General features: G+C 67.0%; 26 protein-coding genes and 4 pseudogenes. 27 read left to right on the top strand and 3 right to left on the bottom strand.

Annotation, left to right across the window (positions count from 1 at the left end):
* Positions 1–7 precede the first annotated feature (7 nt).
* From L1066_RS28950 to L1066_RS21140, 23 genes and pseudogenes are all read left to right on the top strand, one after another.
* Positions 8–325, top strand: a complete 318-nt coding sequence (locus L1066_RS28950) for an AMP-binding enzyme (protein WP_376707713.1) — start codon at positions 8–10, stop codon at positions 323–325.
* A 24-nt stretch (positions 326–349) separates the two neighbouring features.
* Positions 350–634: a hypothetical protein gene (locus tag L1066_RS29220; protein ID WP_312008438.1), complete on the top strand. Its 285-nt coding sequence runs from the start codon at positions 350–352 to the stop codon at positions 632–634.
* Positions 631–1,926 (top strand): acyl-CoA carboxylase subunit beta, encoded by a 1,296-nt coding sequence (locus L1066_RS21240; protein WP_312008436.1) that lies wholly within the window; start codon positions 631–633, stop codon positions 1,924–1,926. The genes L1066_RS29220 and L1066_RS21240 overlap by 4 nt, the downstream gene beginning before the upstream one ends.
* A gap of 5 nt (positions 1,927–1,931) precedes the next feature.
* Positions 1,932–3,476 carry an acetyl-CoA carboxylase biotin carboxylase subunit gene (locus L1066_RS21235; RefSeq protein WP_235738406.1) on the top strand — a complete coding sequence of 515 codons (1,545 nt, stop codon included), beginning with the start codon at positions 1,932–1,934 and terminating at the stop codon, positions 3,474–3,476.
* Positions 3,374–3,811 carry a hypothetical protein gene (locus tag L1066_RS21230; protein WP_446499925.1) on the top strand — a complete coding sequence of 146 codons (438 nt, stop codon included), beginning with the start codon at positions 3,374–3,376 and terminating at the stop codon, positions 3,809–3,811. Before L1066_RS21235 ends, L1066_RS21230 begins: the two co-directional genes overlap by 103 nt.
* Positions 3,727–3,942, top strand: a complete 216-nt coding sequence (locus tag L1066_RS21225; protein WP_235738389.1) for a biotin/lipoyl-containing protein — start codon at positions 3,727–3,729, stop codon at positions 3,940–3,942. The genes L1066_RS21230 and L1066_RS21225 overlap by 85 nt, the downstream gene beginning before the upstream one ends.
* 50 nt (positions 3,943–3,992) lie before the next feature.
* On the top strand, positions 3,993–4,832 hold the full coding sequence (locus L1066_RS21220; RefSeq protein ID WP_157211707.1) for an SDR family oxidoreductase: 840 nt from the start codon (positions 3,993–3,995) through the stop codon (positions 4,830–4,832).
* A complete protein-coding gene (locus tag L1066_RS21215) occupies positions 4,829–6,190 on the top strand; it encodes an acyclic terpene utilization AtuA family protein (RefSeq protein WP_235738380.1) in 1,362 nt (453 codons plus the stop codon). The genes L1066_RS21220 and L1066_RS21215 overlap by 4 nt, the downstream gene beginning before the upstream one ends.
* 4 nt (positions 6,191–6,194) lie before the next feature.
* Positions 6,195–6,533 (top strand): AtuA-related protein, encoded by a 339-nt coding sequence (locus L1066_RS21210; protein WP_207082391.1) that lies wholly within the window; start codon positions 6,195–6,197, stop codon positions 6,531–6,533.
* Positions 6,530–7,351, top strand: a complete 822-nt coding sequence (locus L1066_RS21205; protein ID WP_207082390.1) for an enoyl-CoA hydratase/isomerase family protein — start codon at positions 6,530–6,532, stop codon at positions 7,349–7,351. Before L1066_RS21210 ends, L1066_RS21205 begins: the two co-directional genes overlap by 4 nt.
* Positions 7,348–8,175 carry an IclR family transcriptional regulator gene (locus tag L1066_RS28075; protein ID WP_051997243.1) on the top strand — a complete coding sequence of 276 codons (828 nt, stop codon included), beginning with the start codon at positions 7,348–7,350 and terminating at the stop codon, positions 8,173–8,175. Before L1066_RS21205 ends, L1066_RS28075 begins: the two co-directional genes overlap by 4 nt.
* A complete protein-coding gene (locus tag L1066_RS21195; protein ID WP_207082389.1) occupies positions 8,172–9,257 on the top strand; it encodes a CaiB/BaiF CoA transferase family protein in 1,086 nt (361 codons plus the stop codon). The genes L1066_RS28075 and L1066_RS21195 overlap by 4 nt, the downstream gene beginning before the upstream one ends.
* Complete coding sequence (locus tag L1066_RS21190) at positions 9,254–9,994, top strand: SDR family oxidoreductase (protein ID WP_006901473.1); 741 nt, start codon at positions 9,254–9,256, stop codon at positions 9,992–9,994. Before L1066_RS21195 ends, L1066_RS21190 begins: the two co-directional genes overlap by 4 nt.
* Positions 9,991–10,476 (top strand): MaoC/PaaZ C-terminal domain-containing protein, encoded by a 486-nt coding sequence (locus L1066_RS21185; protein ID WP_006901472.1) that lies wholly within the window; start codon positions 9,991–9,993, stop codon positions 10,474–10,476. The genes L1066_RS21190 and L1066_RS21185 overlap by 4 nt, the downstream gene beginning before the upstream one ends.
* Complete coding sequence (locus L1066_RS21180) at positions 10,473–11,618, top strand: acyl-CoA dehydrogenase family protein (protein ID WP_207082386.1); 1,146 nt, start codon at positions 10,473–10,475, stop codon at positions 11,616–11,618. Before L1066_RS21185 ends, L1066_RS21180 begins: the two co-directional genes overlap by 4 nt.
* A 21-nt stretch (positions 11,619–11,639) precedes the next feature.
* Positions 11,640–12,806 (top strand): thiolase family protein, encoded by a 1,167-nt coding sequence (locus tag L1066_RS21175; protein ID WP_207082385.1) that lies wholly within the window; start codon positions 11,640–11,642, stop codon positions 12,804–12,806.
* A gap of 59 nt (positions 12,807–12,865) precedes the next feature.
* Entirely contained in the window at positions 12,866–13,177 is a 312-nt protein-coding gene (locus L1066_RS21170; RefSeq protein WP_235738372.1) for a citrate synthase family protein, read from the top strand.
* Positions 13,120–13,644 carry a citryl-CoA lyase gene (locus L1066_RS21165; protein WP_235738362.1) on the top strand — a complete coding sequence of 175 codons (525 nt, stop codon included), beginning with the start codon at positions 13,120–13,122 and terminating at the stop codon, positions 13,642–13,644. Before L1066_RS21170 ends, L1066_RS21165 begins: the two co-directional genes overlap by 58 nt.
* Before the next feature lie 2 nt (positions 13,645–13,646).
* Positions 13,647–14,414 (top strand): enoyl-CoA hydratase-related protein, encoded by a 768-nt coding sequence (locus L1066_RS21160; RefSeq protein ID WP_204144776.1) that lies wholly within the window; start codon positions 13,647–13,649, stop codon positions 14,412–14,414.
* A gap of 132 nt (positions 14,415–14,546) precedes the next feature.
* The gene (locus L1066_RS21155) at positions 14,547–16,055 is read left to right on the top strand and encodes a class I adenylate-forming enzyme family protein (RefSeq protein ID WP_235738418.1); all 1,509 of its coding nucleotides are present in this window, start codon (positions 14,547–14,549) and stop codon (positions 16,053–16,055) included.
* Positions 16,056–16,229: 174 nt separating this feature from the next.
* Positions 16,230–16,637, top strand: a pseudogene (locus tag L1066_RS21150) (transglutaminase-like domain-containing protein); the annotation flags it as partial.
* Positions 16,638–16,923: 286 nt separating this feature from the next.
* Positions 16,924–17,361: a TetR-type transcription factor C-terminal domain-containing protein gene (locus L1066_RS21145; protein ID WP_242532477.1), complete on the top strand. Its 438-nt coding sequence runs from the start codon at positions 16,924–16,926 to the stop codon at positions 17,359–17,361.
* A 5-nt stretch (positions 17,362–17,366) separates the two neighbouring features.
* Complete coding sequence (locus L1066_RS21140) at positions 17,367–17,846, top strand: PaaI family thioesterase (protein WP_051997242.1); 480 nt, start codon at positions 17,367–17,369, stop codon at positions 17,844–17,846.
* A gap of 363 nt (positions 17,847–18,209) precedes the next feature.
* Here L1066_RS21140 and L1066_RS21135 read toward each other — a convergent pair whose 3' ends face one another.
* The 3 genes and pseudogenes from L1066_RS21135 to L1066_RS21125 all read right to left on the bottom strand — a co-directional run.
* Positions 18,210–18,677, bottom strand: coding sequence for an ATP-binding protein (locus L1066_RS21135; RefSeq protein WP_312008415.1), 468 nt, complete (start codon positions 18,675–18,677; stop codon positions 18,210–18,212).
* Positions 18,678–18,965: 288 nt separating this feature from the next.
* Positions 18,966–20,035 (bottom strand): annotated as a pseudogene (locus L1066_RS21130) (IS110 family RNA-guided transposase).
* A gap of 313 nt (positions 20,036–20,348) precedes the next feature.
* Positions 20,349–21,557: pseudogene (locus tag L1066_RS21125) on the bottom strand (ISL3 family transposase); the annotation flags it as partial.
* 236 nt (positions 21,558–21,793) lie between these two features.
* Here L1066_RS21125 and L1066_RS21120 point away from each other — a divergent pair.
* The 4 genes and pseudogenes from L1066_RS21120 to L1066_RS21105 all read left to right on the top strand — a co-directional run bounded on the left by L1066_RS21120 (position 21,794) and on the right by L1066_RS21105 (position 24,626).
* Complete coding sequence (locus L1066_RS21120; RefSeq protein ID WP_207082367.1) at positions 21,794–23,227, top strand: IS1380 family transposase; 1,434 nt, start codon at positions 21,794–21,796, stop codon at positions 23,225–23,227.
* Positions 23,187–23,672, top strand: a complete 486-nt coding sequence (locus tag L1066_RS26200; protein WP_249225133.1) for a hotdog domain-containing protein — start codon at positions 23,187–23,189, stop codon at positions 23,670–23,672. The genes L1066_RS21120 and L1066_RS26200 overlap by 41 nt, the downstream gene beginning before the upstream one ends.
* A gap of 73 nt (positions 23,673–23,745) precedes the next feature.
* Positions 23,746–24,117 (top strand): annotated as a pseudogene (locus L1066_RS28070) (BtrH N-terminal domain-containing protein); the annotation flags it as partial.
* A gap of 68 nt (positions 24,118–24,185) precedes the next feature.
* Positions 24,186–24,626, top strand: coding sequence for a DUF4872 domain-containing protein (locus tag L1066_RS21105; RefSeq protein WP_235738356.1), 441 nt, complete (start codon positions 24,186–24,188; stop codon positions 24,624–24,626).
* Positions 24,627–24,779: the final 153 nt, after the last annotated feature.

The raw sequence follows: 24,779 nt of genomic DNA, 5'->3' as shown, positions 1-24,779 counted from the left end.
CAAGGACATGATCATCCGCGGCGGGCAGAACATTAGCCCGGCAGAGGTGGAGCTGATCATCCAGCGGCACCCCAGCGTCTACGAGGTCTCGGTCATCGGGCTCTCCCACCCGGAGCGCGGTCAAGAGGTGTGCGCGGTGGCCTCGCTGAAGACCGGCGCCACGCTGTCCTTGGAGGAACTCCAGCAGTTCATGCGTGACCAGGGAGTCGCCCGGTACAAGATCCCCGAGGCGCTGGAGATCGTCGAGGAGCTTCCCAAGGGTCCGAGCGGAAAGATCCTCAAGCGGTCGTTGCGCGACCGCTACGACACCCGAAAGTTGGGATAGCTGATGCCAATGCTTACCCCTCAGGTGGACAAGAGTTCCGAGGCGTTCGCGCGGAACAGGTCCAGCCTGCTGCAACGGATCGCACTGCTGGATGAGCAATTGGCCGCAGCGCGTGCCGGCGGTGGCGACAAGTATGTCGAACGACACCGTTCCCGCGACAAGATGCCGGTGCGGGAGCGACTCGATCTCCTTCTGGACCGTGGCTCGCCGTTCCTCGAGCTCTCCGCACTGGCGGGCTGGGGAGCGAGTTCACCGTCGGCGCCAGCGTCGTCACCGGGATTGGGGTCGTCTCGGGCGTTGAGTGCGTGATCGTCGGGAACGACCCGACCGTGCGTGGCGGGGCATCGAACCCGTTCACGTGGAAGAAGATCATCCGTGCCCTCGAGATCGCCCGGCACAACCGGCTGCCGGTGATCAATCTGGTGGAGTCCGGCGGCGCCGACCTGCCCACCCAGGTCGAGGCCTTCGTGCCGGGTGGAGCACTCTTCCGCGACCTGACGCGCCTGTCGGCTGCCGGTGTCCCGACCGTAGCCATCGTCTTCGGCAACTCCACCGCCGGTGGCGCGTATGTCCCGGGCATGTGCGACTACTCGATCATGGTCAAGGAGCGGGCCAAGGTGTTCCTGGGCGGCCCGCCGCTGGTGCGGATGGCGACCGGTGAGGTGTCGACGGACGAGGAGTTGGGCGGCGCGGAGATGCACTCCCGGACCTCGGGCCTCTCGGACTATCTCGCCGTCGACGAACGCGACGCGATCCGTCTGGGGCGGCAGGTGATGGCCGACATCAACTGGCGCAAGTTAGGTCCGGGCCCCACGCAGCCGGCACGTCCGCCTCGGTGCGACCCGGAGGATCTTCTGGGTGTCGTCTCGAGCGACCTCCGGGTCCCGTTCCGACCCCACGACGTGCTCGCCCACGTCCTCGACGACTCCCGTTTCGACGAGTACAAGCCGACCTACGGCACTAGCCTCGTCACGGGCTGGGGGCACCTGCACGGCTACCCCGTGGGTATCTTGGCCAACGCCAACGGCGTCATCTTCCCGGAGGAGGCCGAGAAGGCTGCGGAATTCATCCTCCTCGCCAACCAGGTCGACGTGCCGCTGCTGTTCTTGCAGAACACGACCGGCTTCATCGTCGGTAAGGTCTATGAACAGGCTGGGATGATCAAAGACGGCGCCAAGATGATCAACGCTGTAGCGAACAGCAGCGTCCCGCACATCACGCTACTGATGGGCGCTTCCTACGGGGCCGGCAACTACGCCATGTCCGGACGGGCCTACGAGCCCCGCTTCGTGTTCTCCTGGCCGAACTCCAAGACCGCGGTGATGGGACCTCAACAGCTTGCCGGCGTCCTGTCCATCGTCGCCCAGCAAGCCGCGGCCGCATCCGGTCGGGAGTTCGACGAGGCGGCGGATGCGGAGCGGCGGGCCTCGGTGGAGCAGCAGATCGAGCGCGAATCCGACAGCTTCTTCATGAGCGGGCGTGTCTACGACGACGGCGTGATCGACCCACGGGACACCCGGACGGTGCTGGGGATCGCGCTCTCCGCCGCCCATTCCAACCAGATCAAGGGCACCCGCGGCTTCGGTGTCTTCAGGATGTAAGGCAGATGATGACGCAAAAGTTCAGGTCCGTACTCGTCGCCAACCGGGGCGAGATCGCCCGACGGGTGATGCGCTCCTGCCGCGAGGCAGGCCTGCGCACGGTGGCGGTCTTCTCCGATGCCGACGAGGATGAACCTTTCGTCACCGAAGCCGACCTAGCGGTGCGGCTGCCGGGTGTCACGGCCACCGACACCTACCTGCGCGCCGACCTGATCATCGAGGCGGCTCGGCGCACGGGGGCAGAGGCGATCCACCCGGGATACGGCTTCCTCTCCGAGAACGCCGACTTCGCGCGGGCCACGCTCGACGCGGGCCTGGTGTTCATCGGTCCCCCGCCCGAGGCGATGGAGCTGATGGGTGACAAGCTCAGGAGCAAGACCCGGATGCAGGAGTTGGGCGTACCCGTCCTGCCCGCGATTGAGGTCACCCACCTCGCCGCGGGGGAGCTTCGCAAGGCTGCCACAGACATTGGCTTCCCGCTCTTGGTCAAGGCCTCCGCTGGCGGTGGTGGTCGAGGCATGCGCATCGTGCGCGACCTCGAGCAGACCTCGGATGCGGTCGCGGCGGCCCGCCGCGAGGCTCAGTCCGCCTTCGGTGACGAGACGGTTTTCCTAGAGCGCTACCTGGAAGCGCCGCGGCATATCGAGATCCAGGTCTTCGCCGACGACCACGACCAGGTGGTGGCGCTGTTTGAGCGGGAGTGCTCGATCCAGCGTCGACACCAGAAAATTGTCGAGGAGTGTCCCTCTCCAGCTGTGAACGACACCTTGCGCAAGCAACTGAGCGAGGCCGCCGTCACCACGGCCCGGGCCGCGGACTACCGGGGCGCCGGCACCGTGGAGTTCGTGCTGGCCGAGGACGGGTCCTTCTACTTCTTGGAGATGAACACCAGGCTGCAGGTCGAGCACCCGGTGACCGAGGCCGTCACCGGTCTCGATCTCGTGCGCCTTCAACTGGAGGTGGCTCAGGGCCTCCCTCTGCCGGAGGAGGCGCTGTCCCCGACGATGAGCGGGCACGCCATCGAAGTCCGCCTGTACGCCGAGGACCCCGCCAACGGTTTCCTGCCGACGGCAGGCCGGATCCACGACTTCTCCTTCGAGTCGACGCCGGGCCTCCGCGTCGATGCTGGCGTCCGAGCCGGGTCCGTGGTCAGCACGTACTACGACTCGATGTTGGCGAAGGTCATCGCGCACGCGGTTGACCGCACGACGGCAGCCGGCGTGCTGGCCAAGTCCCTACGGCTGATGCACGTCGACGGCGTGGTGACCAACCGGCAGCTGCTGGTCGACGTGCTGGAGCACCCCGGTTCCTGGCTGGCACGACGCCGACCTCCTTCCTCGACGACCACCCCGATCTGCTGGCCGCTCGAGCGGTGGACGAGCGGCTGCGGCTGCACGCCCTCGTGGCGGCCCTCAGCGGTTACGCGTGCGCCCCCGAGGAGCACTCGGTGCTGCCTGCGGTGCCGGCGGGATGGCGCAACAACCCCCCTATGCGCTCCCATGACCGCGCTCTCGAGCGCGTGCAGTACGCCGTGCAGGACACCACCGTGAACATCGGGTTCTCCGTCGCCGGTCGCGAGGTGACGGCCGAGGTTGACGGTGAACGGGTCGACGCGGTCGCCCTCCACCTGTCAGCTGACGTCGTCGACCTGGAGGTCGCGGGGATCCGGCGGACCTACACGGTGCTTGCGGTGGACGACGTGGTCCACGTCCACGACGCGGACGGCATGACCACGCTCGGCGAGCTCTCGCGCTTCCCGGCACCCGATGCTGGGGGCATGCCGGGTCCGCGACGGCACCGATGCCCGGCGTGGTCCTCGACGTGCTGGTCAGCCAGGGCTGCGTCGTCTCGACCGGAGACCGTCTGGTCGTGCTCGAGGCCATGAAGATGGAGCACACCGTGACCAGCCCCACTGACGGGACCGTCGCCGAGGTGCTGGTCGTCAGCGGCGACCAGGTGGAGGCGGGCGCGGTCTTGGTCGTGCTCGCCGACGACGCCGACGCGACACCAGAATGACCACCCGCACTCGCGGGATCAAGACTGATGAGAACTCCCAGGAGGAAGACATGCCCCAACCAGACGTGACCGGCCAGGACGGTCGAAAGGTCGCTCTGATTACCGGCTCATCGAGAGGACTGGGCCGAGCGATCGCCGAGCACCTCGCGCGGTCGGGGCACGACATCGTGGTGAACTACCGGCGCAACGCCGACTTGGCCCAGGAGTCCGTGCACAGCCTGGAGCAGCTGGGCGCTCGCGCCATCGCGATCCAGGCCGACCTTGAGAGCACCGATGAGATCGACGCGATGTTCGCGGGCGTGCAGGCCCAGTTCGGCCGGCTCGACGTCCTGGTCAACAACGCGGCGGCAACGGCGTTCAAGCCCCTGCTGGAGCTCAACGACACCAACGTGCAACGAACTCTCCGGCTGAGCGTCAACGGCTTCGTCCGCTGCGTCCAGCAGGCAGTGCCGCTCATGGAGGGACGACCAGGACGGGTGGTCGCCATCAGCGGTGTCGACAGCAGCCACTACATGCCCGGCCACGGTCTGCTGGGTGCTGCCAAGGCTGCCGTGGAGAGCCTGGTGCGCGCCTTCGCGCTCGAGCTCGGTCCCCGAGGCATCACGGTCAACGGCGTGCGGCCGGGTGGTTTCGAGACCGACTCCTCTCGCATCTATGGCGGCTCGCAGTACGAGTTCCTCCGCGAACGTTTCATCGCTCAGTCGGGGATCAAGGACTTCGGCACCGTGGACGACATGGCAGGGGCCGTTGACTACCTGGTCTCGCCTGCGGCGCGGTACGTCACCGGGCACGTGATCGTCGTCGACGGCGGCCTCACAGCGAACCTCGGCGAGCTCGACGCCATCAACGACGCCACCCGCAACCACCACATGGGAAGGGTCAACTCATGAAGACCGTGCGCATGGGAGCAGGATCCGGCTACTGGGGAGACTTGCTCGAGCCCGCCATCGACCTCGCCAAGCGCGGGGAGCTGGACTACCTCGGCTTCGACTTCCTCGCCGAGCTGACCATGTCGTTGCTGCAGCGGGCGAAGCGCAGGAACCCCGACACAGGCTACATCCCCGACGTAGTTCCGTGGATGCGTGCGCTGTTGCCCATCACCCACGGCAACGGCACCAGGATGGTCCTCAACGGCGGCGGCACGAATTGTGCAGCCGCAGCCGAGGCAGTCCTGCGCGTGGCAAGGGACGCAGACCTCACCCAGCTGAGAGTCGCCGCGATCAGCGGTGACGACCTGACATCCCGGATCGGGGAGTTCCGCCAGGCTGGGGTGACCTTGGCCAACATGGAGACCGGGGAACGGTCCATCGACGAGATCGCGGACCGGATCGTGTCTGCACACGCCTACATCGGGTCCGAGGGGATTGTTGAAGCTTTGGACGGCGGTGCTGAGGTCGTCATCGGCGGCCGCCTCGCGGACAGCTCGGTCTACGTCGGCCCGCTGATGCACGAGTTCGGCTGGTCGTTCGAGGACGCCGATTGGAACCTGCTCGGGGCGGCGATCACCGTGGCGCATGTGATCGAGTGCGCCGGGATCTGCTGCGGTGGCATGAGCTCGCAGTGGAAGAACGTTCCCGAGCCGTGGAACATGGGCTTCCCGATCGCTGACTTCCGGCAGGACGGCACCGCCGAGATCTCCAAGCTGCCGAATACCGGTGGCCTGATCAACCAGTGGACGATCAAGGAGCACCTGCTCTACGAGACGCACAACCCCGCCGACTACCGGATGCCCGACGGCATCGCGGATCTGACCACGACGCGGCTGGAGGAGACGGGGTCGGATCGTGTGCGCCTGTGGGACATGAGCGGCCGGGAGCGACCGGACATGCTTAAGGTCCAGATCGGGTACACCGACGGCTGGATCGGCGAGGCGCGGGTCCTCCTGCCTTGGCCGGACACGATGGCAAAGGCTGATCGTTGCGAAGAGATCATCCGCAAGCGCCTGGACATTGTCGGGGTGACGCCTCGTGAGCTGCGCTTCGACCGAGTCGGCATCGACGCCTTGGCCGGCCCGCTGGCGCGGCGCCCGCGGCGTGACCCAGAGGAGATCGAGTTGCGGGTGACCGCCCGTGTGGACACCCGGGAGGAAGCCGCCATGGTGAACCGCGAGGTGACCCATGTCTCCACGATCGGGCCGGTCGGTACGGCGTTCGGCCCACCTGTGAAGCCGCGCGAGGTCATCGCCCTGTGGCCCACGCTCGTGCCACGCGACATGGTGCCCGTCAACGTGACGTTCGAGGAGATTTGAGTTCATGATGACCACACTCAACGAGCTCGCCTACACCCGATCCGGCGACAAGGGCGACATCTCCAACGTCGGGATCATGGCCTTCGGAGCGGCTGAGTACGAGGCACTGCGGACCTGGGTCACTCCCGAGCGGCTGCGCTCGTTCTTCGCCGGTGTCGTGCTCGGCCCCATCCAGGTGTACGAGCTGCCCAGGATCCAGTCCTTGCAGGTCGTCCTGCACGACGCCCTCGGCGGCGGAGCCACGCAGACCCTGAGGTTCGACGAGACCGGCAAGTCGATGGCCGCCCTGATGAGCCGGATGGAGATCCCCACCGCCCTGCTCACGAAGGGAGATGCCGGATGACGGCGGACCTAGCGCCCGAGGTCGGCATCATCGTCGAGGAGGTTGCGCCCGCGGTGTCGGTGGTGTGGCTGAACCGGCCGGCACAGCTGAACGCCCTGTCCTCGACGGTCATGGCCGAACTCAGGGACGCCCTGGGCGCCGTGGGGCGGGACTCCCGGGCGGTCGTCTTGAGCGGTCGTGGCCGGGCGTTCTGCGCGGGCGGTGATCTCAAGGAGTTGCACCCCTTGTTGTCCGAGGCCGACATCAACGTCCGACGCCTGCAGATGCGCGCCTTCCAGGAGGTCGTCACCGCGATCCGATCCGTCCCGTGCCCGGTGGTCGCCGCCGTCAACGGGGCGTGTGCCGGTGCCGGGATCAGCCTCGCCCTGGCCAGTGACTTAGTCGTGGCGGGTGCGGACGTCCAGTTCCACCCGACCTTCACCAGGGCGGGCCTGCTGCCGGACCTCGGGTCGCTCCACCTGTGGACCCAGGCCGTGGGACCTCGGCGAGCCAAGGAGATGGCCTTCCTACCCGAACCGATCGGCGCGGAGGACGCCCGCGCTGCCGGGATGGTCAACCGCGTCGTCGCTCCCGGACAGGCCGTCGAGGCCGCAGTCGAGTTGGCCCGCCGGCTGGCCGCCGGGCCCCGAGCAGCGCTGCAGATGATCAAGGACATCATCAACCGCGAGGACCAGGCCGAGCTCGACGCCTCGATGGTGCTGGAGTCCTACGCGCAGGCGGCGGCCTTCTCCACCGGCGAGGTGGACGAAGGCGTCGCGGCCTTCCTCGACGGTCGTACGCCCCGCTTCGGTACCACCGAGACCGAAGGCACATCGTGAGCCGCGGAGAGGCCGCCCAGACCGCGAAGGCCTACCAGGTTCCCGCGATCGAGCGCAGCATGCTGATCTTGGAGGCGCTGCAGCAGCACGGGCCCCTCGGGCTGGCCGATCTGGTGAGTGCGACCGGCCTGTCACGCACCACGTGCTACTACCTGGTGCGAACCATGGCCAAGGCACGGCTGGTCGAGTCCGACGGCGAGACGCGGAAGATCCACCTGGGGATCAGGCTCGTCGAGCTGGGGTCGGCGGCAACCGAGCAGATCGGTTACCTGGGCGTGATCAAGCGCTACATCCTGGACCTCCTCGACGAGATGGACGCCACGTTCGTTATCTACCGGCGCATGGACCACGAACGGGTCACCATCGTGGACAAGGTCGAGCCGCGGCACCGGCTGCGAGTCACGGTGCCCCTGGGCAGTACCCTGGCCATCCAGGGCGGCTCCTTCGGGAGATGCTTCCTGGCCTATGACGACCCGGCCCTGGTGCGGGAGATCCTCAGCGCAGGCCTCCAGCGGTACACCGAGCACAGCATCACCGACGTCGAGCGGTTCCTCGGCGAGATCGAGGACGTCCGCGACCGAGGCTGGGCCATGGACCGCGAAGGCTTCGCCCTCGGGGTCAGCACGGTGGCGGCGCCAGTCCTCCATCAAGGCCGACCACTGCTGGTCGTCGCAGCGCTGACCATGGCGGGGACCCTGGCCGACGACTCCACGGCCGAGCGTTGGGGGCGCCGACTCCGCGAGATCTGCGACATCGCATCGGCCACCTTGCAGCAGCACCATCGCGCGCCCGTCGCAGTGCACCTGGCCGAGGACGAGCGATGACGACGATCGACGGTGCGCAACCCTTGGACGGCGTTCGCGTCGTCGACCTGTCGCTGCTCATCCCCGGTCCGTGGGCGACCTCCATGCTCGCGGATCTCGGCGCGGATGTCGTGCACGTGCAGCCTCCCGGCGGTGACCCCCTGCAGGACATGATGCCGGGCGCCTACCGCGTCGTCGGTCGGGGGAAAAGGGTCGTGCGACTGGACCTGAAGTCGGAGGAGGGTCGTGGCCGTCTCCTCGACCTGCTCAGGGACTGCGACGTCCTCGTCGAGGGCTTCCGACCCGGAACGCTGCAACGGCTGAGGTTCGCCCCCGACTCGATAATGGCGACCTTTCCCCGGCTGATCGTGTGCTCCCTCAACGGCTATGGCAGCCAAGGCCCCTACCGCGACCGCCCCGGGCACGACCTGAACTACCTGGCAGCCAGTGGTCTGCTGTCGATGAGCGGCGAGCCGAGCGGGAGACCGTATCCGGGTGGAGGTGTACCCGTCGCGGACCTCGCGGGCAGCCTCTTCGCGACGCAGGGCATTCTGGCGGCGCTGCTGCTCCGCCAGCAGACAGGCGTCGGCTCCATGTTCGACGTGCCGCTGGCAGCCGCGGCGCTGAAGTTGTCCGAGCCGAGGATGGCCGAGTACGACGAGCGGGGCGGACCGTCCAAGGCTGAGCTGATGTCCCGGGGTGCCTATGACGTCTTCCGATGCCGAGATGGGTCCTGGCTGGCCGTGGCCTGCATGGAAGACCGCTTCTGGCGAGGCCTCTGCCGGGTGCTGGGTCGCGAGGACTGGCTGGAGCGCGAGGAGTACTCCAGCTACAGCGGCCGCTGCCACCACGCCGAGCGACTAAACGCGGACCTGGCCGACGAGTTCGCCCGGGCGGACCGTGAGACATGGGTGGAACGCTGCGTGGCCGCGGACCTGCCCGTTAACGCCGTCCTGGACTTCGGTGAGGTCGGCGACGACGTACACATGCGGCAATGGCTCGACCGGGTGCCGAACGGGAGCGGGCGGTCGGTCCGGCTTCCTTATGCCGGCCTCGTAGCCCGGCCCACAACGACGACTCAAGATGCAGGGAGAACAAGATGACGAACTCGCGTGTGGCACTGGTGACCGGTGGTGCGGGTGGTCTCGGCCGCGAGATCGGCCGGCGGCTGGCGGCCAGCGGCCACCGGGTGGTGCTGGTCGACATCGACGAGGAGGCTGTCACCACGGCGGCCCATGAGCTGGCCGCTGACGGCCTCCTAGTGGAGCCAGCCGTCGCTGACGTCACCGACCGTCGTCAGGTGGACGGACTCGTGGCCGAGATCGGTGCGAGCGGCGGAGCCGTCGACGTGCTGGTGAACAATGCAGGCTTTCCCATCGACGCGCCGTTGGTGAAGATGACCGACGAGGACTTCCGTCGAGTCGTCGACGTCTGTCTGTTCGGGACCTTCGTGTGCTCGCGAGCCGTCGTTCCGGGCATGATCGAACGCTCTCAGGGGCGCATCGTCAACGTGGCGTCTCGGGCCTACCTGGGCAATCCCGGACAGGCGAACTACGCGGCGGCCAAGGCTGGCGTCGTCGGTCTGACCCGGGCCTTGGCCAAGGAGCTGGGCAAGCGCGGGATCACCGTGAACGCCGTTGCTCCGGGTTTGATCGACACTCCTGCGGTGCAGCGCCACCCGAAGCACGACCTGCTCGTGGAGCTGGCCGGGAAGCACAACTCGGTGCCCCGGCTCGGGGTCCCCCAAGACGTGGCGTCTGCCATCGCTTTCCTTGCTTCCGACGAGGCCTCGTTCATCACCGGCGACGTGATTCACGTGTCGGGCGGGCGGTACACATGATGGAACAGGCTGGTGGCCGGTTGACCGACCTGGCTGTGGGAACCACCACGACCTCCCCGCGCCGTACGGTGACCGAGGCCGACGTCGTCGGCTTCGCCGGTCTGTCCGGCGACTTCAACGCCTTGCACACCGACGAGGTGGCAGCCTCTGCGACGCCGTTCGGCACCCGGATCGCGCACGGGCTGCTCGGTGCCGCGATCGCCTCGGGCCTGTTCACCCGAACTGCCCTGTCGACCTCCCTGCAGGAGTCGCTCGTTGCCCTGCTCGGCGTCGACTGCCGTTTCGTCAACCCCCTGCGGATCGGCGACACCGTGCACGTCGAGGCCGAGATCATCGAGCTGCGCCCGACCAGCGACCCTTGCCGAGGAGTCGTGATCGTGGAGCGTCGGCTCGTCAACCACGAGGGTGCCGTGGTCCAGGTGATCACCACCCCCATGCTCATCGACACCACCCATCCCGATCAAGGAGACACCCCCACATGACCATGCTGACTGAAGAAGAGCTGGACCTGCAGCGTTCCGTCCGTTCCTTCCTCGACGCCAAGGTCGCTCCGCTCGTCGCCGAGCACGAGCAGGCCCGGACGTTCCCTTGGGAGATCCTGCCCTCGCTGCATGAGTTCGGCTACGTCGGTGGCCTGGTGAGTCCCGACGACGGGGGCGACGACCTCAGCTACTCGATGCTCGCCATCTTGATGGAGGAGGCCGGCCGGTGCTGGGGGTCGCTGCGCACTACGCTGAACATCCTCACCATCGTTCCGTACCTGATCTCCGCGTTCGGCACCGAGGAGCAGAAGAGCCGCTTCCTGCCCGACCTCCTCTCCGGACGGCGCCGTGCGTGGTTCGCGATGACCGAGCCGGACGCAGGATCCGACGCCGGGTCGCTGCGGACCCGTGCGAGCAAGGAGGGCGACTCCTGGGTGCTGCAGGGCCGCAAAATCTACATCACGAACGCGCTCCACGCCGATGTCGGCATCGTCATGGCCACGGTCGACCCGGAGGCCGGACCCAAGGGGATCACTGCCTTCCTCGTCGACGGCACGGAGTCCGACTACGCCGTCCACGACATTCCGCACATGCCGGTCAGGGGCACGAGCAGCTGTGAGCTCGTGTTTGACGACACGCGCATCCCCGAGCACAACGTCCTGGGCGAGGTGGGCCGGGGACTGTCGACGGCCATGAAGGCGATCAACGTCGGCAGGCTGAACATGGCCATGGGCGCGGTCGGCCTGAGCCAGGCGGCCCTCGAGGAGTCGATCAAGTTCGCCACCACCCGCCAGCAGTTCGGTCGACCCCTGGGTGGGTTCCAACTGGTGCAGGAGATGGTCGTCGAGATCGCCACCCTGACGCAGACCAGCCGACTCCTCGGCATGCACGCCGCCCGCGCCCTGGACGCGGGCGACTCCGCGAGGCAGGAGTGCTCGATGGCGAAGTACTACTGCGGCGAGTCCGCGAACAAGGCCGCCTCGCTGGCACTGCAGGTGCACGGTGGAGCCGGCCTGATGGAGGAATCACCCGTGGAGCGGATCTTCCGCGACGCTCGCGAAGCGACGATCCCCGAGGGCACCTCACAGATCCAAATCCTCCAGATGGGCCGTGCCCTGCTGGGCCAGTCGGCCCTGCGATGAACGATCACCAGGAGACAGCTCATGACTGACGCCTACATCCTCGGCACGGTGCGCAGCCCCCTGGGCAGACGTGACGGCGCACTTGCCGACACCCGCCCCGACGAACTGCTGGCACTGACCCTTCGCGAGCTGGTCGACCGGCACGCGGTCGATCCTCGTGAGATAGAGGACGTCCTGGTGGGTTGCGTCAACGCTGTCGGCGAGCAAGGACGCAACGTCGGAAGGTTGGCGGTCCTCGCCGCCGGCTTCCCCGAGGAGGTCCCCGCAGTAACCATGAACCGCATGTGCGGTTCGAGTCAGCAAGCACTCAACTTCGCCGCCCAGGCCGTGATGTCTGGCCAGCAGTCGCTCGTGCTGGCAGCCGGCGTGGAATCCATGAGCCGCGTCCCGCTGGGATCGGACGCCGCCGGAGTCGACCCCTCCCCGGCCGTCACCGAGCGCTACGAGCTCGTGAACCAGGGCCTCGCGGCAGAGATGATCGCCCGCCGCTGGTCGCTCACCCGCGAGGAACTCGACGAGTTCAGCGTCGAGAGTCATCGTCGAGCCGCTCGCGCATGGGACAGTGGCGTCTTAGCGGAGGAGGTTTTCGGCGTCATGAGTCAGCCGGCCGAGCACCTGCTGGGCCGCGACGGCGGTCCGGTCGTCCTCGACCGGGACGAGGGCATCCGGCCTGACACGAGCGTCGAGGCACTCGCCCGACTCCGGCCCGCGTACACCGAGGACGGCCTCATCCACGCCGGGAACTCCAGCCAGATCACCGACGGGGCGTCGGCGGTCCTCATCGGGGACGCAGATGCGGCACAACGGCTGGGTCTGGAACCACAGGCGCGGATCCTGGCCACCCAGGTGGTCGGGGTGGACCCGGTAATGATGCTGCACGGCGTCATCGATGCAACCAGACGGGTGCTGGACCGGGTGCGCCTGGAGGCCTCCGAGATCGACCTCTACGAAGTCAACGAGGCGTTCGCCAGCGTCGTACTGGCCTGGCAGCGAGAGCTGCGGGTCCCTCTGGAGCGGGTCAACGTCAACGGCGGGGCGATCGCCCTGGGTCATCCCACCGGCTGCTCCGGCACCCGCCTGATGACCACTCTGGTGCACGAGATGCAGCGGCGAGGCGTCCGCTACGGCCTCCAGACCATGTGCATCGGACAGGGCATGGCGACGGCAACGGTCATCGAGGCCATTTGACGAGTACGCGCGAGGCCTTCGTGGCATCGCGTCCCCTGGCAACAATCCAAGGAGAAGCAGTGACAGACCCTGGCATCGGTACCCAGATCGCCACCTCAACGGTCGATCAGATCTACATCCGCGGGCGCAGCCTGGTCGACGACCTGATGGGGTCTACCGACTTCACCAGCATGGTGTTTTTCCACCTGAGGGGCCGGCTCCCCACCGAGGGCGAGAAGGCGGTGGTGAACGCATGTCTGGTTGGGGTGATGGAGCACGGGCTGACTCCCAGCTCGATCGCGGCCCGACTGATCTACTCCAGCTCCCCGAAGCGATGCAGGCGGCCGTCGCCGGTGGACTGCTCGGGGCCGGCAGCGCCTTCCTTGGGGTGATGGAGGAGTCGGCCCAGATGCTGCAGGAGGGCCGGGACCTGGTGCGGCGGGGCGAGACCACGGCCGAGGAGTTCGCCCGCGACCGGCTCTCCGAGCTGCTCGCGGCGGGCCGTCCGATCCCGGGCTTCGGCCACCACATCCATCGCCCGGACGACCCCCGCACCCCGAAGCTCCTCGAGATCGCCGAAGAGCATGGTGTGAGCGGCGAGCACGCGGAGCTCTTGAAGGCACTCAGCCGCGTCATGGACGAGCTCAAAGGCCGGCACGTCACGGTGAACGCCACGGGTGCCGTGGCAGCGGTCCTGTCCGACATCGGTTTCTCCTACCGGATCGTGCGCGGCTTTGCCCTCATCGGTCGCTGCGCCGGCCTGGTCGGCCACATCGCCGAGGAGCAGGAAACACCTCTCGGGCGGGTGCTGTGGGACATGGCTGACGAGCACGTCCCCTACCTGGGCGAGGGGGTGTGAGAATGGCCGAGGCGCTGCGCTACGAGCGCGACGAGCACGGGATCGGCTGGATCACTATCGATCGACCGGACGCCGCCAATGCATTGGACAGCACCGCGCGAGCCGCGCTGTGGACATGCTTTCGCCAGTTCCGGGACGATGAGGCTGCCGGAGTTGCCGTGATCACAGGAACCGGGGACAAGGCCTTCTGCGCCGGGGGCGACCTCAAGGAGATGTCCTCCTCTCAACTAGGTGTTCCCCCAGCGGACTTCCTCCCGCAGCTCAACCGCAACTTCCAGCTGGACAAGCCGGTCATCGCCGCAGTCAACGGCGTCGCCCTCGGTGGCGGCTTCCTCCTCGCCCAGATGGCTGACCTGTGTGTCGCGGCTGACCATGCGAAGTTCGCCATCAGCGAGGCGAAGTGGGGCCGCGGAGCACCCTGGGCTGCTCCGCTGCCATGGCTCATCCCGCCCCGTGTGGCCTTGGAGATGCTGATGACCGGAGACAGCATCTCCGCGGCGCGGGCCTACGAGTTGGGGCTGGTCAACAAGGTGGTGCCGTCCGTCGAGCTCCGAGCCACCGCGGTCGAGCTGGCCCGGTCAATCCTCGCCAACGCACCACTCACCGTGCGGGCCAGCAGACAGATGGTGCACGCGGCGGCCGAGCCCTCCCTCGCCTACAGCTTTGCGCGAGCCGAGCAGCTGTTCGAGGGCGTCTATCTCAGCGCGGACGCCCAGGAGGGTCCGCGCGCGTTCCTGGAGCGACGTCCCCCGCAGTGGTCGGGCAAGTAACAATCCCAGTTAGGAGAAACCCATGTATCAAGAAGCACTCGGTCAGACCGTCAACCGGACCTTCGACTACACATGCGACGAGGGGGAGACCGGGAGGCTCTCGTCTACCATGGCCCCGACGTTGAGGAGCGCCTGAGCTACTTCCAACTCCGGCGTAGGGTGGCCGCCCTTACCGACGGCTTGCAGCAAGCAGGGGTCCGTAAGGGCGACCGAGTGGCCTTCCTCCTGGGCGTCACCACCGAGTGGGCGACAGTCTTCTACGCAGCGATGCGCCTGGGGGCCATCGCGGTTCCGCTCAACCTCGTCTGGACCGCCCGCGAGATCGAGGAAGGACTGTCTCTCACCGAGGCGAACGTACTGATCGCCACCGACTCCTTCCGCGGTCGCAACTACCTGCACGAACTCCAGGAGCATCTGCCGGGTCTCAACGCCTCCAAGCCCGGTGAGCTGTCGATCGAGACCCTTCCGCACCTGCGCAGCGTCATCGCCGAGAGTCGCAGCGGGCAACGCTATGCATTCGCCGGCGACCTCGGCGATATCGCCCGTAGCGGTGAGAACTACTCCGCCGAGGGCTTCGCCGCCCTGAGCGCGGAAGTCCGGCCGGACGACTTCTCGATCATGCTACTGACCTCCGGCACGACCAGTTTCCCCAAACCGGTCCTGCACACCCATCAGAGCCTGATGGTGGGGGTGGCCGGGTACGCCGACGGCATCGAGACTGAGTCCGCGGACAAGATGCTGATCGTCGCGCCGAACTACCACGTCGCCGGCTATCTCACGCTGCTCATGCCGCACCTGCGGGGTGCCGCCGTGCACCTCATGGAGTTCTACGACGTCGGCCTGGCACTCAAGGTAATCGAACGTGAGCGCATCTCGATGATGTTCGGATTCGATGTCCATTACCTGATGATGAACCGGCATCCCCACTTCGCTATGCACGACATCTCCAGTCTCACCAAGACCATGATCGGGTCCTCGCCGGGGTCCTACGACGAGATCAAGAGTATGGGGATCACCCACCACGGGAACATCTACGGCTCCAGCGAGTACGTCGCCTCGCAAGCATACCTGCCCTACCGGGACCGCCACGACGAGTCAGTCATGCGACTCTCCCACGGCCGGCCGATGCTGGGCACAGACCTGGTGATCAAGGACCCGGCCACCAACCGCGTTCTCGGGCCCGACCAGCCGGGCGAGATTTGCTTCAAGGGTCCGGCGCTGTTCAGCGGTTACTACAACATGCCCGAGGAGACAGCAAAGTCGTTCGACACCGACGGCTACTTCCACAGCGGCGATTACGGTTGGGTCGACCAGCGCGGGTACGTGTACTACCGCGGTCGCTTCAAGGAAACGATCAAGAGTGGCGGGGAGAACGTCAGCGCCCAGGAGGTCGAGCTCTTCTTGCAGATGGAGCTTCCGTGGATCCTCAAGGCGATGGTGGTCGCCGTGCCCGATCCCAAGTGGGGGAGGCAGTCACGGCCGTTGTCCAACTCAAGCCGGAAGTCGACGTTGACGAGGAGGGAATTCGCGAGGCCTGCCGAGGCAAGCTGGCCGGCTACAAGATCCCGAAGCACGTCATCTTCGTCTCCGACGAGGACTGGGTGGCGACGCCGACCGGCAAGTTCGATCGCGATGCCATGACCAGCCTGGCGCTTCGCAGAATGGAAATCCAGGAGCCGTCACAATGATCGGAGGCACCGTGTCCCCTGCGGGCACAACTAAACCGTGCGTTAGGCGCCCGCCGCGGTCATCCGGTTCGGCCCGGTCTGATCGTTCCGTTCCGGTTGACGCTCTGCTGGGCATTTTGAGGCGTCGATGACGCCGACAGCGGGGTCGTGTCTGGAGCCGACCTACTTCCTCGATCACGACCACCCGACAGTCCGCGACTTCACGCACGACGTAATCGCGTCCGCGGCGAACCCACGAGAGCGTGCCACCATGCTCTTCGCCGCGGTGCGGGACCGCATCTGGTACGACCCATACTCGGTGTCCCGAGTCCCCGAACACTACCGCGCCAGCGAAGTCCTCAAGGTTGAACGCGCCTACTGCATTCCCAAGGCAGTGCTCCTGACCGCAGTACTGCGCGCTGCTGGCCTCCCTGCCCGAGTCGGCTTCGCCGACGTGCGCAACCACCTGCAGACCGACACATTGCGCGCGTTAATGGGAGGGACCGACCTGTTCGTCTACCACGGCTACTCCAGCGTCTACCTCGACGGACGATGGTGGAAGGCGACGCCCGCCTTCAACGTCGAGCTTTGTGCGCGCTTCGACGTACCCCCAATCGACTTCGACGGACGGAGCGACGCGCTCATGCACGCCTTCACCGCGGACGGCACTCGGCACATGGAGTACGTACGGGACCACGGCACCTTCGACGACCTGCCCCTGGACCGCATCCTGGCGGCGCTCGACCAGGCTTACGGACCTATCGTCACCGCCGCCGCGGGGTTGACGACGCCTTCTCCCGCCGCCAACCCGGAACCACCCGTCCACCCAAGACGGGACGCGCATGATGGTCGGGGCCGGGGGTGTTGCGGTAGCGAGCTCCGAGAACGCGCGAACCCGGCTCGAGGCGGCTGTGCTGGCGCACCTGGGCGTGATGCTCGAGCACCCGTCCTTGTGTCGGGCACTGGTCGGCGACCTCGGACGCGCGACCCGGCTGCCCGAGTTGGCGGCGGCACTGCGGACTGCCTTCTACGAACCGATCGAGCAAGTATTGGCTGAGGGTGTCTCCGACGGGTCGCTGCGCCAGGTCGCCGATCCGGGCGCCGTGGCCTTGAGCGTCTTCGGTGCCATCACCGTCGCTGGCCTCAGGGCGGCCGTGGAGGGGCCGTCCGCCGACCGATCCGCCGACGCAACGCGTTTCTCTGCCGCGGTCAGCGAGCTGGTCCTCGACGGTCTCGCGACACCTGGCAGTCGTGTTCAGCGGCGGGGTGACCCGCTGTGAGCAGCATGGAGGAGCTCCTCGCTAGCTGGAAGGAGAAGTTCCGGCCGCACGCTGATGGTGCTCAGCTTCCGCCGCACCACACCCACTGCCTCGCCTGTGGACCCGACAACCCGCACGGCCACCACCTCGCCGTCCGTCGTCGAGGCGAGGAGGTGCACGCGACCCACGTCTTCGATGAACGTCACGTGGGCGCACCCGGGATCGCCCACGGCGGTGCCGTAGCAACCGTTTTCGACGACCTCTTCGGGTTCCTGCTCTACCTCACGGGCGGTCCTGCGGTGACCCGGAAACTCGAGGTGCTCTACGACTCACCGGTCATCCTCGGCAGCACCTACGATCTCGCGGCCAGGATCACCCGGACAGAAGGGCGCAAGTTCTTCATGGAAGCCGACATGAAGCAGCTCGGTGGGTCACGTGTCGCCTCCGCCTCGGCCCTGTTCCTTTCGGTGGAGGTGACCCACTTCAACCAGGGCATGCCGCGATGACGAGGACAGCGTCGGGCGCTGTGTGCTTCCGACGCCCGTGTTCGGAAGTCCGCGGTCCCGTGTGTGCCGATCCCGGCGGCGGGTTTCCGGGAGTCTGAGCAGCGGCTGGTGCACCTGAGCGGCACGGCAGTCCGACAACGCGCCTAGCGCGGGCACGAGGGCCTGCCCCGCCTCGGTCGGGGCATACTCGACCAGAGATACTCATCCACGACGACGAACCGGGCGGCGTCGGCGCCGGCCAGCACCCACGCCTCGTCTTGCTCCACGAGCCGAAGATCAAGGGAGTGTCCGAGAAACGGTGTAAACGCTCCCCGAATGTTGGGCCGGTTCTGCTCTTTGAAAGTTAGGCCACTTCGGTGTTGGTCATTGTGCCGTGTTCTCGGCTCGTGCTGAGGGAAGTGTCGCGATGCCGGTGTCTTTGAGCCGGTAGGAGCTGCCTTTCAGGGTGAGGACGTCGGCGTGGTGGACGATGCGGACGATCATGGCTGCGGCGACGACCTGGTCGCCGAACACGTCGCCCCATCGGGCGAAGGGCAGGTTGCTGGTCAGGATCAGTGAGGCGTGTTCGTAGCGTGAGGAGACGAGCTGGAAGAAGAGGTTCGCGGCGTCTTGCTCGAAGGGGATGTAGCCGACCTCGTCGACGATGATCAGGCCGTAGCGGCGTAGCCGAGCGAGTTCGTTGCTGAGTCGTCCGGCGGCGTGTGCTTCTTGGAGTCGGGTGACCCGGTCGGTGGCTGTCGCGAACAGCACTCGGTGTCCGGCGTGGGCGGCCTTGATCCCCAGTCCGATGGCCAGGTGGGTCTTCCCGGTGCCGGGCGCGCCGAGGAGCACCAGGTTCTGGGTGAGTATGACAACCCCATTTGGCCCACTGTGCTGTTTTGATTTGGCCCCACCCTCCGGGTTGATGGTCGGTGCCCGGGTTGGCCACCGGGTCAGGTGGAGGCGGGCTCCTTTCTGGCTCGGGTGGTGGCGTTGAGGGCTCTTCACAATCCAGGGTGTAGTTGGGGTCTGAAGCCTCCGGACTCGAGCAGGCAGCGGGCGATGTAGTTGGTGAGGTTGCGGAACCCGAGGGCTGAGCCGCGGAGGTGCTCGAGTCGTCCGTTGAATCTCCTATGTTTGTCAAGCGGCTGTCGGTAGGGCTGTCGCGGCGTTGAGTTGGCGGTAGATCTGGCGGGAGAGGTAGCGCTTGAGCGAGCGTCGAATCTCGCGCAGGGTGCGTCCTTCCGCGATGCGCTTCTCGACGTAGACGCGGGTGTCGGGGTCCATGCGCATGCGGGTGATCACGGCCATGTGTAGGGCACGGTTGAGACGCCGGTCTCCTCCGCGGTTGATGCGGTGGCGAACGGTGTTGCCGGACGAGGCGGGAATCGGGTTGACACCGGCGAGGCTTGCGAACGCGGCTTCGGAGCGGACGCGTCCGGGGTGTGACCATGCGGCGAACGCGATAGCTGCTGTGACTGGCCCGATGCCGGGCTTGTCGAGCAGCCCTGCTGCGGGGCTCGTCTTGAGTAGGGCGGTCATCTGGCGAGTGACGGCGGACAGTTCCTCGTCCGCTGCGCGTACCCGCTTGGCCAGTCTGACGGCTTCGGCGCGAGCGATGCCGGTGGCAAGTTCTTCGGTACGGCTCCGCCATGCCGCGATGGCAGTGATCTGGCTGGCGTTGATGGTGCCGCGGGCGTCTACGCCAAGATCGACCACGCGGAGGAGCGCGAGAAGGGCGTTGATCGCCGCCGTGCGTTCGTTGTTGATGTGGTCGCGGGAGGCGATGAGGACACGGAGCGCAGCGCGCACGCCGTCGTCGCTACGGGGCCGACGCAGCTGAGCATCCTCGAGTGGCAAGACCGCTTGCGCGATGCGGCGCGCGTCAAGGAGGTCGGACTTGCCGATGCCGCGGTTGGCACGCGCATTCATCCTGGCGGCCTCGACCACGAAGTATCCGGCGTCGGCCGCGGCACGGGCGAGTCGGGCGCCGTAGGTGCCGACGCCTTCGATGGCCCACAGGGTGGCAAGGTCGGCTCCCGTGCGGCGGGCGACCCAGGCGATGGCACGCTGAAGCCAGCGGCCGTTGCTGGGAACTGGCCCTCGTCGAGGACCTCGCCGGTCGGGCAGGCAAGGATCGCAAGGGCATGGGTTCGGGCATGGGCATCCACGCCGATGACGAATGGACGGGTGTGCGCGACGATCGACATGGTGGTCGACGTTCCTTCCTTGTAACGGGATCTGATGTGTCGGTCGCCAAGCGGCCGGCACCGGTCCGGGTAGAGGTCACGTCGGGGCATATCTGTGATGGGTCACGACGCCGATGAGCCGTTTGGGGTCGGACAGTCTCCTGATCAGGTCACCGAGGTGGGCCGGATGGTGCCGGCCGCGCTTCCCAGCGTGGACAATTCAACGGAAGAGCACCGCAGTAGCGGGCCAATTGCTTCGAGAGTCACACGCAGGTCAGCACGACCGGAACCATCCTGACCAGCCGGTCCCGGACCAGCCATCACTAGACTCACAGATCGCCTCGGTCGGGCCGTTGGACGTGCCGGGTCGGTCGAAGTAGGCGAGCACGTCGTCGGCTCGCTTCTTCAGGGTCCGTCCCAGGGTGATGATCTCGCTCAGCGCGGCCGGGACACCGCTGGTGACCGACTCGATCAGCTTGCTCATCAGCTCGCGTGCCTTGGGGCGGTCGGGTTCGCGGTAGGCGGCGATCATCCGCTGGTAGATGCCCCAGGTGGCCTCGACCTCGACGTGCTCCTCGGCCGCGAACAGCGCGGCGAGTCGGTCCTTCTGCTTGTCTGTCAGCAACCCGGAGCCGGTGTGCAGCGTGCGACGTGCGGAGTAGAGCGGGTCGCCCTTGTGGCCACGGTGACCATGAACAGCCTGCTGGACCCGACGCCGGCAACGGTCCAGAGCGTCGCCGGCCAAGCGCACCACATGAAAAGGGTCCATCACCGCGACCGCGTCGGGGAGCTCCTCGGCAGTGGCGCTCTTGAAGCCGCTGAACCCGTCCATCGCGACGACCTCCACGCCCTGGCGCCAGGCCTCGGGACGCTCTGCGAGCCAGGTCTTGAAGACCTGCTTGGAGCGGCCCTCGACCATGTCCAACAGCCGGGCTGGGCCGGTGCCCTCACGGATCCCGGTCAGGTCGATGATCACGGTGACGTACTTGTCACCGCGGCGGGTGTGGCGCCACACCCGCTCGTCGACGCCGAGGACCTTGACGCCGTCGAACCTGGTGGTGTCGTCGATCAGGACCCGCTTGCCCTCGGCCAGGACGGCGTCGTTGGCGGTGTTCCACGCGACTCCGAGCCCTTCAGCGACCCGAGCGACGGTGAGGTGGGCGAGCACGATGCCTTCGAGTGCCCACCGCAGCCCACGACGCGAGAGCTTCGAGCGGGCCTCGGCCACGGAGGAGGTGTCTTGGCGCCACACGTGCCCGCAGTCGCCGCACCGGTAGCGGCGGATCGTGACCAACAGCGTCGTTGGGCGCCACCCGAGTGGTTCATGGGCCAGCTGCCGGGTGACGGTGTCGCGCGGGGCGCCTTCGCAGCCGCAGCGACGACACCACTGGTCGGGTGCGACGACGCGACAGGCCAGCACCGCCCGGTCGGGCTCGAGGCGCTGGCCGGTGACGACGAGGCCGAGCTCGTCGAGACGGCAGAAGGTGGACAGATCGGGGTGGGCGAACGCAACTGAGCGCTCGCCGACGGTAGCGTCGGGCACGTCGAGGTCTTCCAGATGGCTGGCGTAGGAACCGCCATCTTCGGGAGACCTCGACGCCTATCCCGGGACCGACGCGCCAACGCGACCTACACCCTCAACTGTGATGAGCCCCTTAACCCGGATCCACCGATGAACTTGGTCTGGTGAGCGCGCCGTAAACGAGAATGCCCTTGTGTAGCGGGAGAATCGGAGTTCTTGAGGCAACGATTCGACCGAACACAAGGGACATCTCTGAGGTGAAACTCTCTCACACGTCGCGGGCGACGTCGGCGGTCTTCGATGATCCGAATCTCGTGTCGGCCGGTGGTCTGGTTCCGGTGCTCGCGTTGGCCGAGTCCGCTGGGCTGCGTGATCTGGCGGATCAGCACTTGACGGTGCCGGGCGACAAGGGCGCGAACGCCGGGTTGAAGGTCGCCTCGCTGGTCGGTGGGATGGTCGCTGGTGCCGATTCGATCGATGACATGGCGCTGTTGCGTCACGGCGGCATGGGGAGGGTATTCGCCCGCGCCTACGCGCCTTCGACGTTGGGTTCCTTCCTGCGGGCGTTCACCTTCGGGCACGTGCGTCAGCTCGACGCGATCGCGTCGAGGTTCCTCATCGCGCTGGCAGGACTCACCGAGCTGTTGCGTCCGTCAGCCGAGGTGAGCCCGGATGCAGACGCGAGTGCTGACTACGCGTTGCTCGATGTCGACGACACGATCATCGAGGTCCATGGCCACGCCAAGCAGGGCGCCGGGTTCGGCTACTCAGGTGTCCGTGGCCTCAACGCCCTGCTCGCCACCCTCACCATCGCCGGCGCCGTCCCGGTGATCGTGGCCCAACGGCTCCGCAAGGGCTCGACTGGGTCACCACGCGGTGCGAAGCGACTGGTCGGCGATGCGGTGCGGACCGCCCGACGACTGCTCGACAAGTCCCACCCGGTCCTAGTGCGGATGGATTCGGCGTTCTACGGCCGCGGACCAGTTCACGCCGCCCTCAAGGGTGGGGCCGCGGTGTCGGTGACCGTGCGGATGGACAAGCGGGTCAAGGCCGCCATCGCCACCATCGACGACGATGCGTGGACCACCATCGAGTACACCGATGCCGTCTTCGACGAAGCCAGTGGCCGGTGGGTCTCACGGGCCGAGGTCGCCGAGATCGGTTTCACCGCGTTTGCCGCCCAGAAGAAGACCGACCACGTGCCGGGCCGGCTGGTGGTCCGGCGGATCCCGGACTTCAACGCCGAGAAGAACAAGGCAGCCGGCCAAGACACCCTGTTCGACACCTGGCGGTTCCATGCGTTCTTCACCACCACCGACGCCGACGTGCTCGACACCGTCGCCGCCGATGCGATCCACCGCCATCACGCGGTCATCGAGCAGGTCCACGCTGACCTCAAACACGCAGCGTTGGCGCACCTGCCGTCCGGGGTGTTCACTGCCAACGCGGCCTGGTTGGTGCTCGCCGTGATGGCGTTCAACCTCACCCGAGCCGCCGCCAGCCTCACCGACCCGCAGATCGCGAAGGCCACCACCGCCACGATCCGTCGCAAGCTGATCACCGTGCCAGCACGGGTCGCGACCTCAGCACGACGGGTCACTCTGCATCTGCCACAAGCCTGGCCCTGGGAGACCGCCTGGACTGCCTTGTTTGACCGAGTCAGCGACCCGCCACCCGCCCTCGCGGCCTGACCAACCAGCAGCCACAGCTGCGCGACGAGGAACAACGTGGAACACCCCGGACAGTGAGGTCCGGCAGATCATCGCGCCCCGGCGCCCTCACCCGGCGACGACCACCATCACCTCATCCCGGCCATGCCGATCGGTGGATCCGGGCTTAGTTGGCGGCCCGGCGGTGACTCGACGCCTCGAGATCGAGTACCTGCAGCCTGTCCTCTTGGACGTCACCTATCGGTTGGAAGCCCACCTCACCGGTCGCGATGGGCGTCGACTTCAGGTTGAAGCCACCATCACCGACCCGGAGGGGCAGAGGGTGCTCACCTCGACCGCCATGTTCGTGCTCGTTGACGTCGCCCACTTCGCTGCTGCGTACGCACGGAGCCTGGAGAGCGCCATCACCAAGACCGCCGAGGAGACCGGCGGTCCGAGAGGCGTTGAGAGAGAGCCGAGGCCGTGATCGTTCAGCGAGCAGAGGTTGACTGCTACCGATCACCGTCCGACACGCAGGCTCGGATGCGAAAGACGGCTTCATGACTACTAGTCATGCCGCCGCACAGGTGTCGCCCTACCCGCATCGGATCGGTGGGCACTGTGGGTCCGGCGCTCTGCGAGACCTGCTGGAGTGGGCCGGACTCGGATGGGACGGCCCTCCCAGCGAAGGTCTGGTGTTCGCTCTCGGCGGCGCGCTCGGTCTCTCCTATGTGCGCTCGGTAGGCCTTTTCCCACCCCTGTACCTGGTTGGCCGTGGCGGAGAGCTCGAGCTGGATCTGCCTCGTCGGCTTGGCGCAGCGGCCGAGCAGCGGGTTACTGATGATCCCGCCGAGGGGTGGAGCTGGGTACGCGCCGAGATCGAGGGCGGTCGTCCAGTCATGCTCTGGGCTGACATTGCCGAGCTGCCATATCTGCGCGTCAAACTTTCGATGAGCCGCCACGACATCGTGGTCATCGGGTTCGATGACCATGCGCTCTGGTGGTCGACAACGATCGCGAAGACGTCCAGGAGGTCCCCTACGAGGCCCTTGCGCGGGCCCGCAGTTCCACGTCGTTCCCGCAACCGACGCGACACACGCTGTATGACATCAGGTGGCCCGCCGAGCTGCCGGATCTGGCGTCCGCGGCGGCTGAGGCATTCGCCCAGTCAGCCCAAGCGGTGAGCAATCCCACCAGCGCCACCAGAGTCTTCGACGAGCTACCCTCAGAACCGGGTGACGCCGCCGGTCTGATGGTCCGCAGCGCAGGAGTCGCCGCAGCGCATGCCTTTGCCACGGACATTGCGGGCTGGGAGCGCCACGACGACGAGGAACTCGAAATCATGTTGTTCAGCCTCGGCGCGTTCATCGAGAAGGCAGGCACAGGCGGCGGCCTCTTCCGCCGGCTGCTGGCCCAGGGGCTTTCGAGATCGCCCAGATGACCGGGGATGAAGCAACCACCTCATCGGCGCGGTCAGCCAGCCGAGCCGCAGAGGCCTGGACGACGGTGGCCCGTTCGGCCACCGCCCGGGATAAGCCGGCACGCAGTCGAGTTCGCGACGCCGCGCAGTCGGCCTTGGCCCTTCCGGAGCTCG

It is taken from the genome of Nocardioides alcanivorans (assembly GCF_021555175.1).
GTDB lineage: Bacteria > Actinomycetota > Actinomycetes > Propionibacteriales > Nocardioidaceae > Nocardioides > Nocardioides alcanivorans.
This window is presented reverse-complemented; position numbering and strand designations above follow the sequence as displayed.

What these genes read in the sequence shown, in the direction of transcription:
- L1066_RS28950 (WP_376707713.1), top strand. Translation starts at nt 8, where the DNA reads ATGATCATCCGCGGCGGGCAGAACATTAGCCCGGCAGAGGTGGAGCTG.
- L1066_RS21235 (WP_235738406.1), top strand. Translation starts at nt 1,932, where the DNA reads ATGATGACGCAAAAGTTCAGGTCCGTACTCGTCGCCAACCGGGGCGAG.
- L1066_RS21225 (WP_235738389.1), top strand. Translation starts at nt 3,727, where the DNA reads ATGCCCGGCGTGGTCCTCGACGTGCTGGTCAGCCAGGGCTGCGTCGTC.
- L1066_RS21220 (WP_157211707.1), top strand. Translation starts at nt 3,993, where the DNA reads ATGCCCCAACCAGACGTGACCGGCCAGGACGGTCGAAAGGTCGCTCTG.
- L1066_RS21215 (WP_235738380.1), top strand. Translation starts at nt 4,829, where the DNA reads ATGAAGACCGTGCGCATGGGAGCAGGATCCGGCTACTGGGGAGACTTG.
- L1066_RS21210 (WP_207082391.1), top strand. Translation starts at nt 6,195, where the DNA reads ATGATGACCACACTCAACGAGCTCGCCTACACCCGATCCGGCGACAAG.
- L1066_RS21205 (WP_207082390.1), top strand. Translation starts at nt 6,530, where the DNA reads ATGACGGCGGACCTAGCGCCCGAGGTCGGCATCATCGTCGAGGAGGTT.
- L1066_RS21195 (WP_207082389.1), top strand. Translation starts at nt 8,172, where the DNA reads ATGACGACGATCGACGGTGCGCAACCCTTGGACGGCGTTCGCGTCGTC.
- L1066_RS21190 (WP_006901473.1), top strand. Translation starts at nt 9,254, where the DNA reads ATGACGAACTCGCGTGTGGCACTGGTGACCGGTGGTGCGGGTGGTCTC.
- L1066_RS21185 (WP_006901472.1), top strand. Translation starts at nt 9,991, where the DNA reads ATGATGGAACAGGCTGGTGGCCGGTTGACCGACCTGGCTGTGGGAACC.
- L1066_RS21180 (WP_207082386.1), top strand. Translation starts at nt 10,473, where the DNA reads ATGACCATGCTGACTGAAGAAGAGCTGGACCTGCAGCGTTCCGTCCGT.
- L1066_RS21175 (WP_207082385.1), top strand. Translation starts at nt 11,640, where the DNA reads ATGACTGACGCCTACATCCTCGGCACGGTGCGCAGCCCCCTGGGCAGA.
- L1066_RS21165 (WP_235738362.1), top strand. Translation starts at nt 13,120, where the DNA reads ATGCAGGCGGCCGTCGCCGGTGGACTGCTCGGGGCCGGCAGCGCCTTC.
- L1066_RS21160 (WP_204144776.1), top strand. Translation starts at nt 13,647, where the DNA reads ATGGCCGAGGCGCTGCGCTACGAGCGCGACGAGCACGGGATCGGCTGG.
- L1066_RS21145 (WP_242532477.1), top strand. Translation starts at nt 16,924, where the DNA reads ATGATGGTCGGGGCCGGGGGTGTTGCGGTAGCGAGCTCCGAGAACGCG.
- L1066_RS21140 (WP_051997242.1), top strand. Translation starts at nt 17,367, where the DNA reads ATGGAGGAGCTCCTCGCTAGCTGGAAGGAGAAGTTCCGGCCGCACGCT.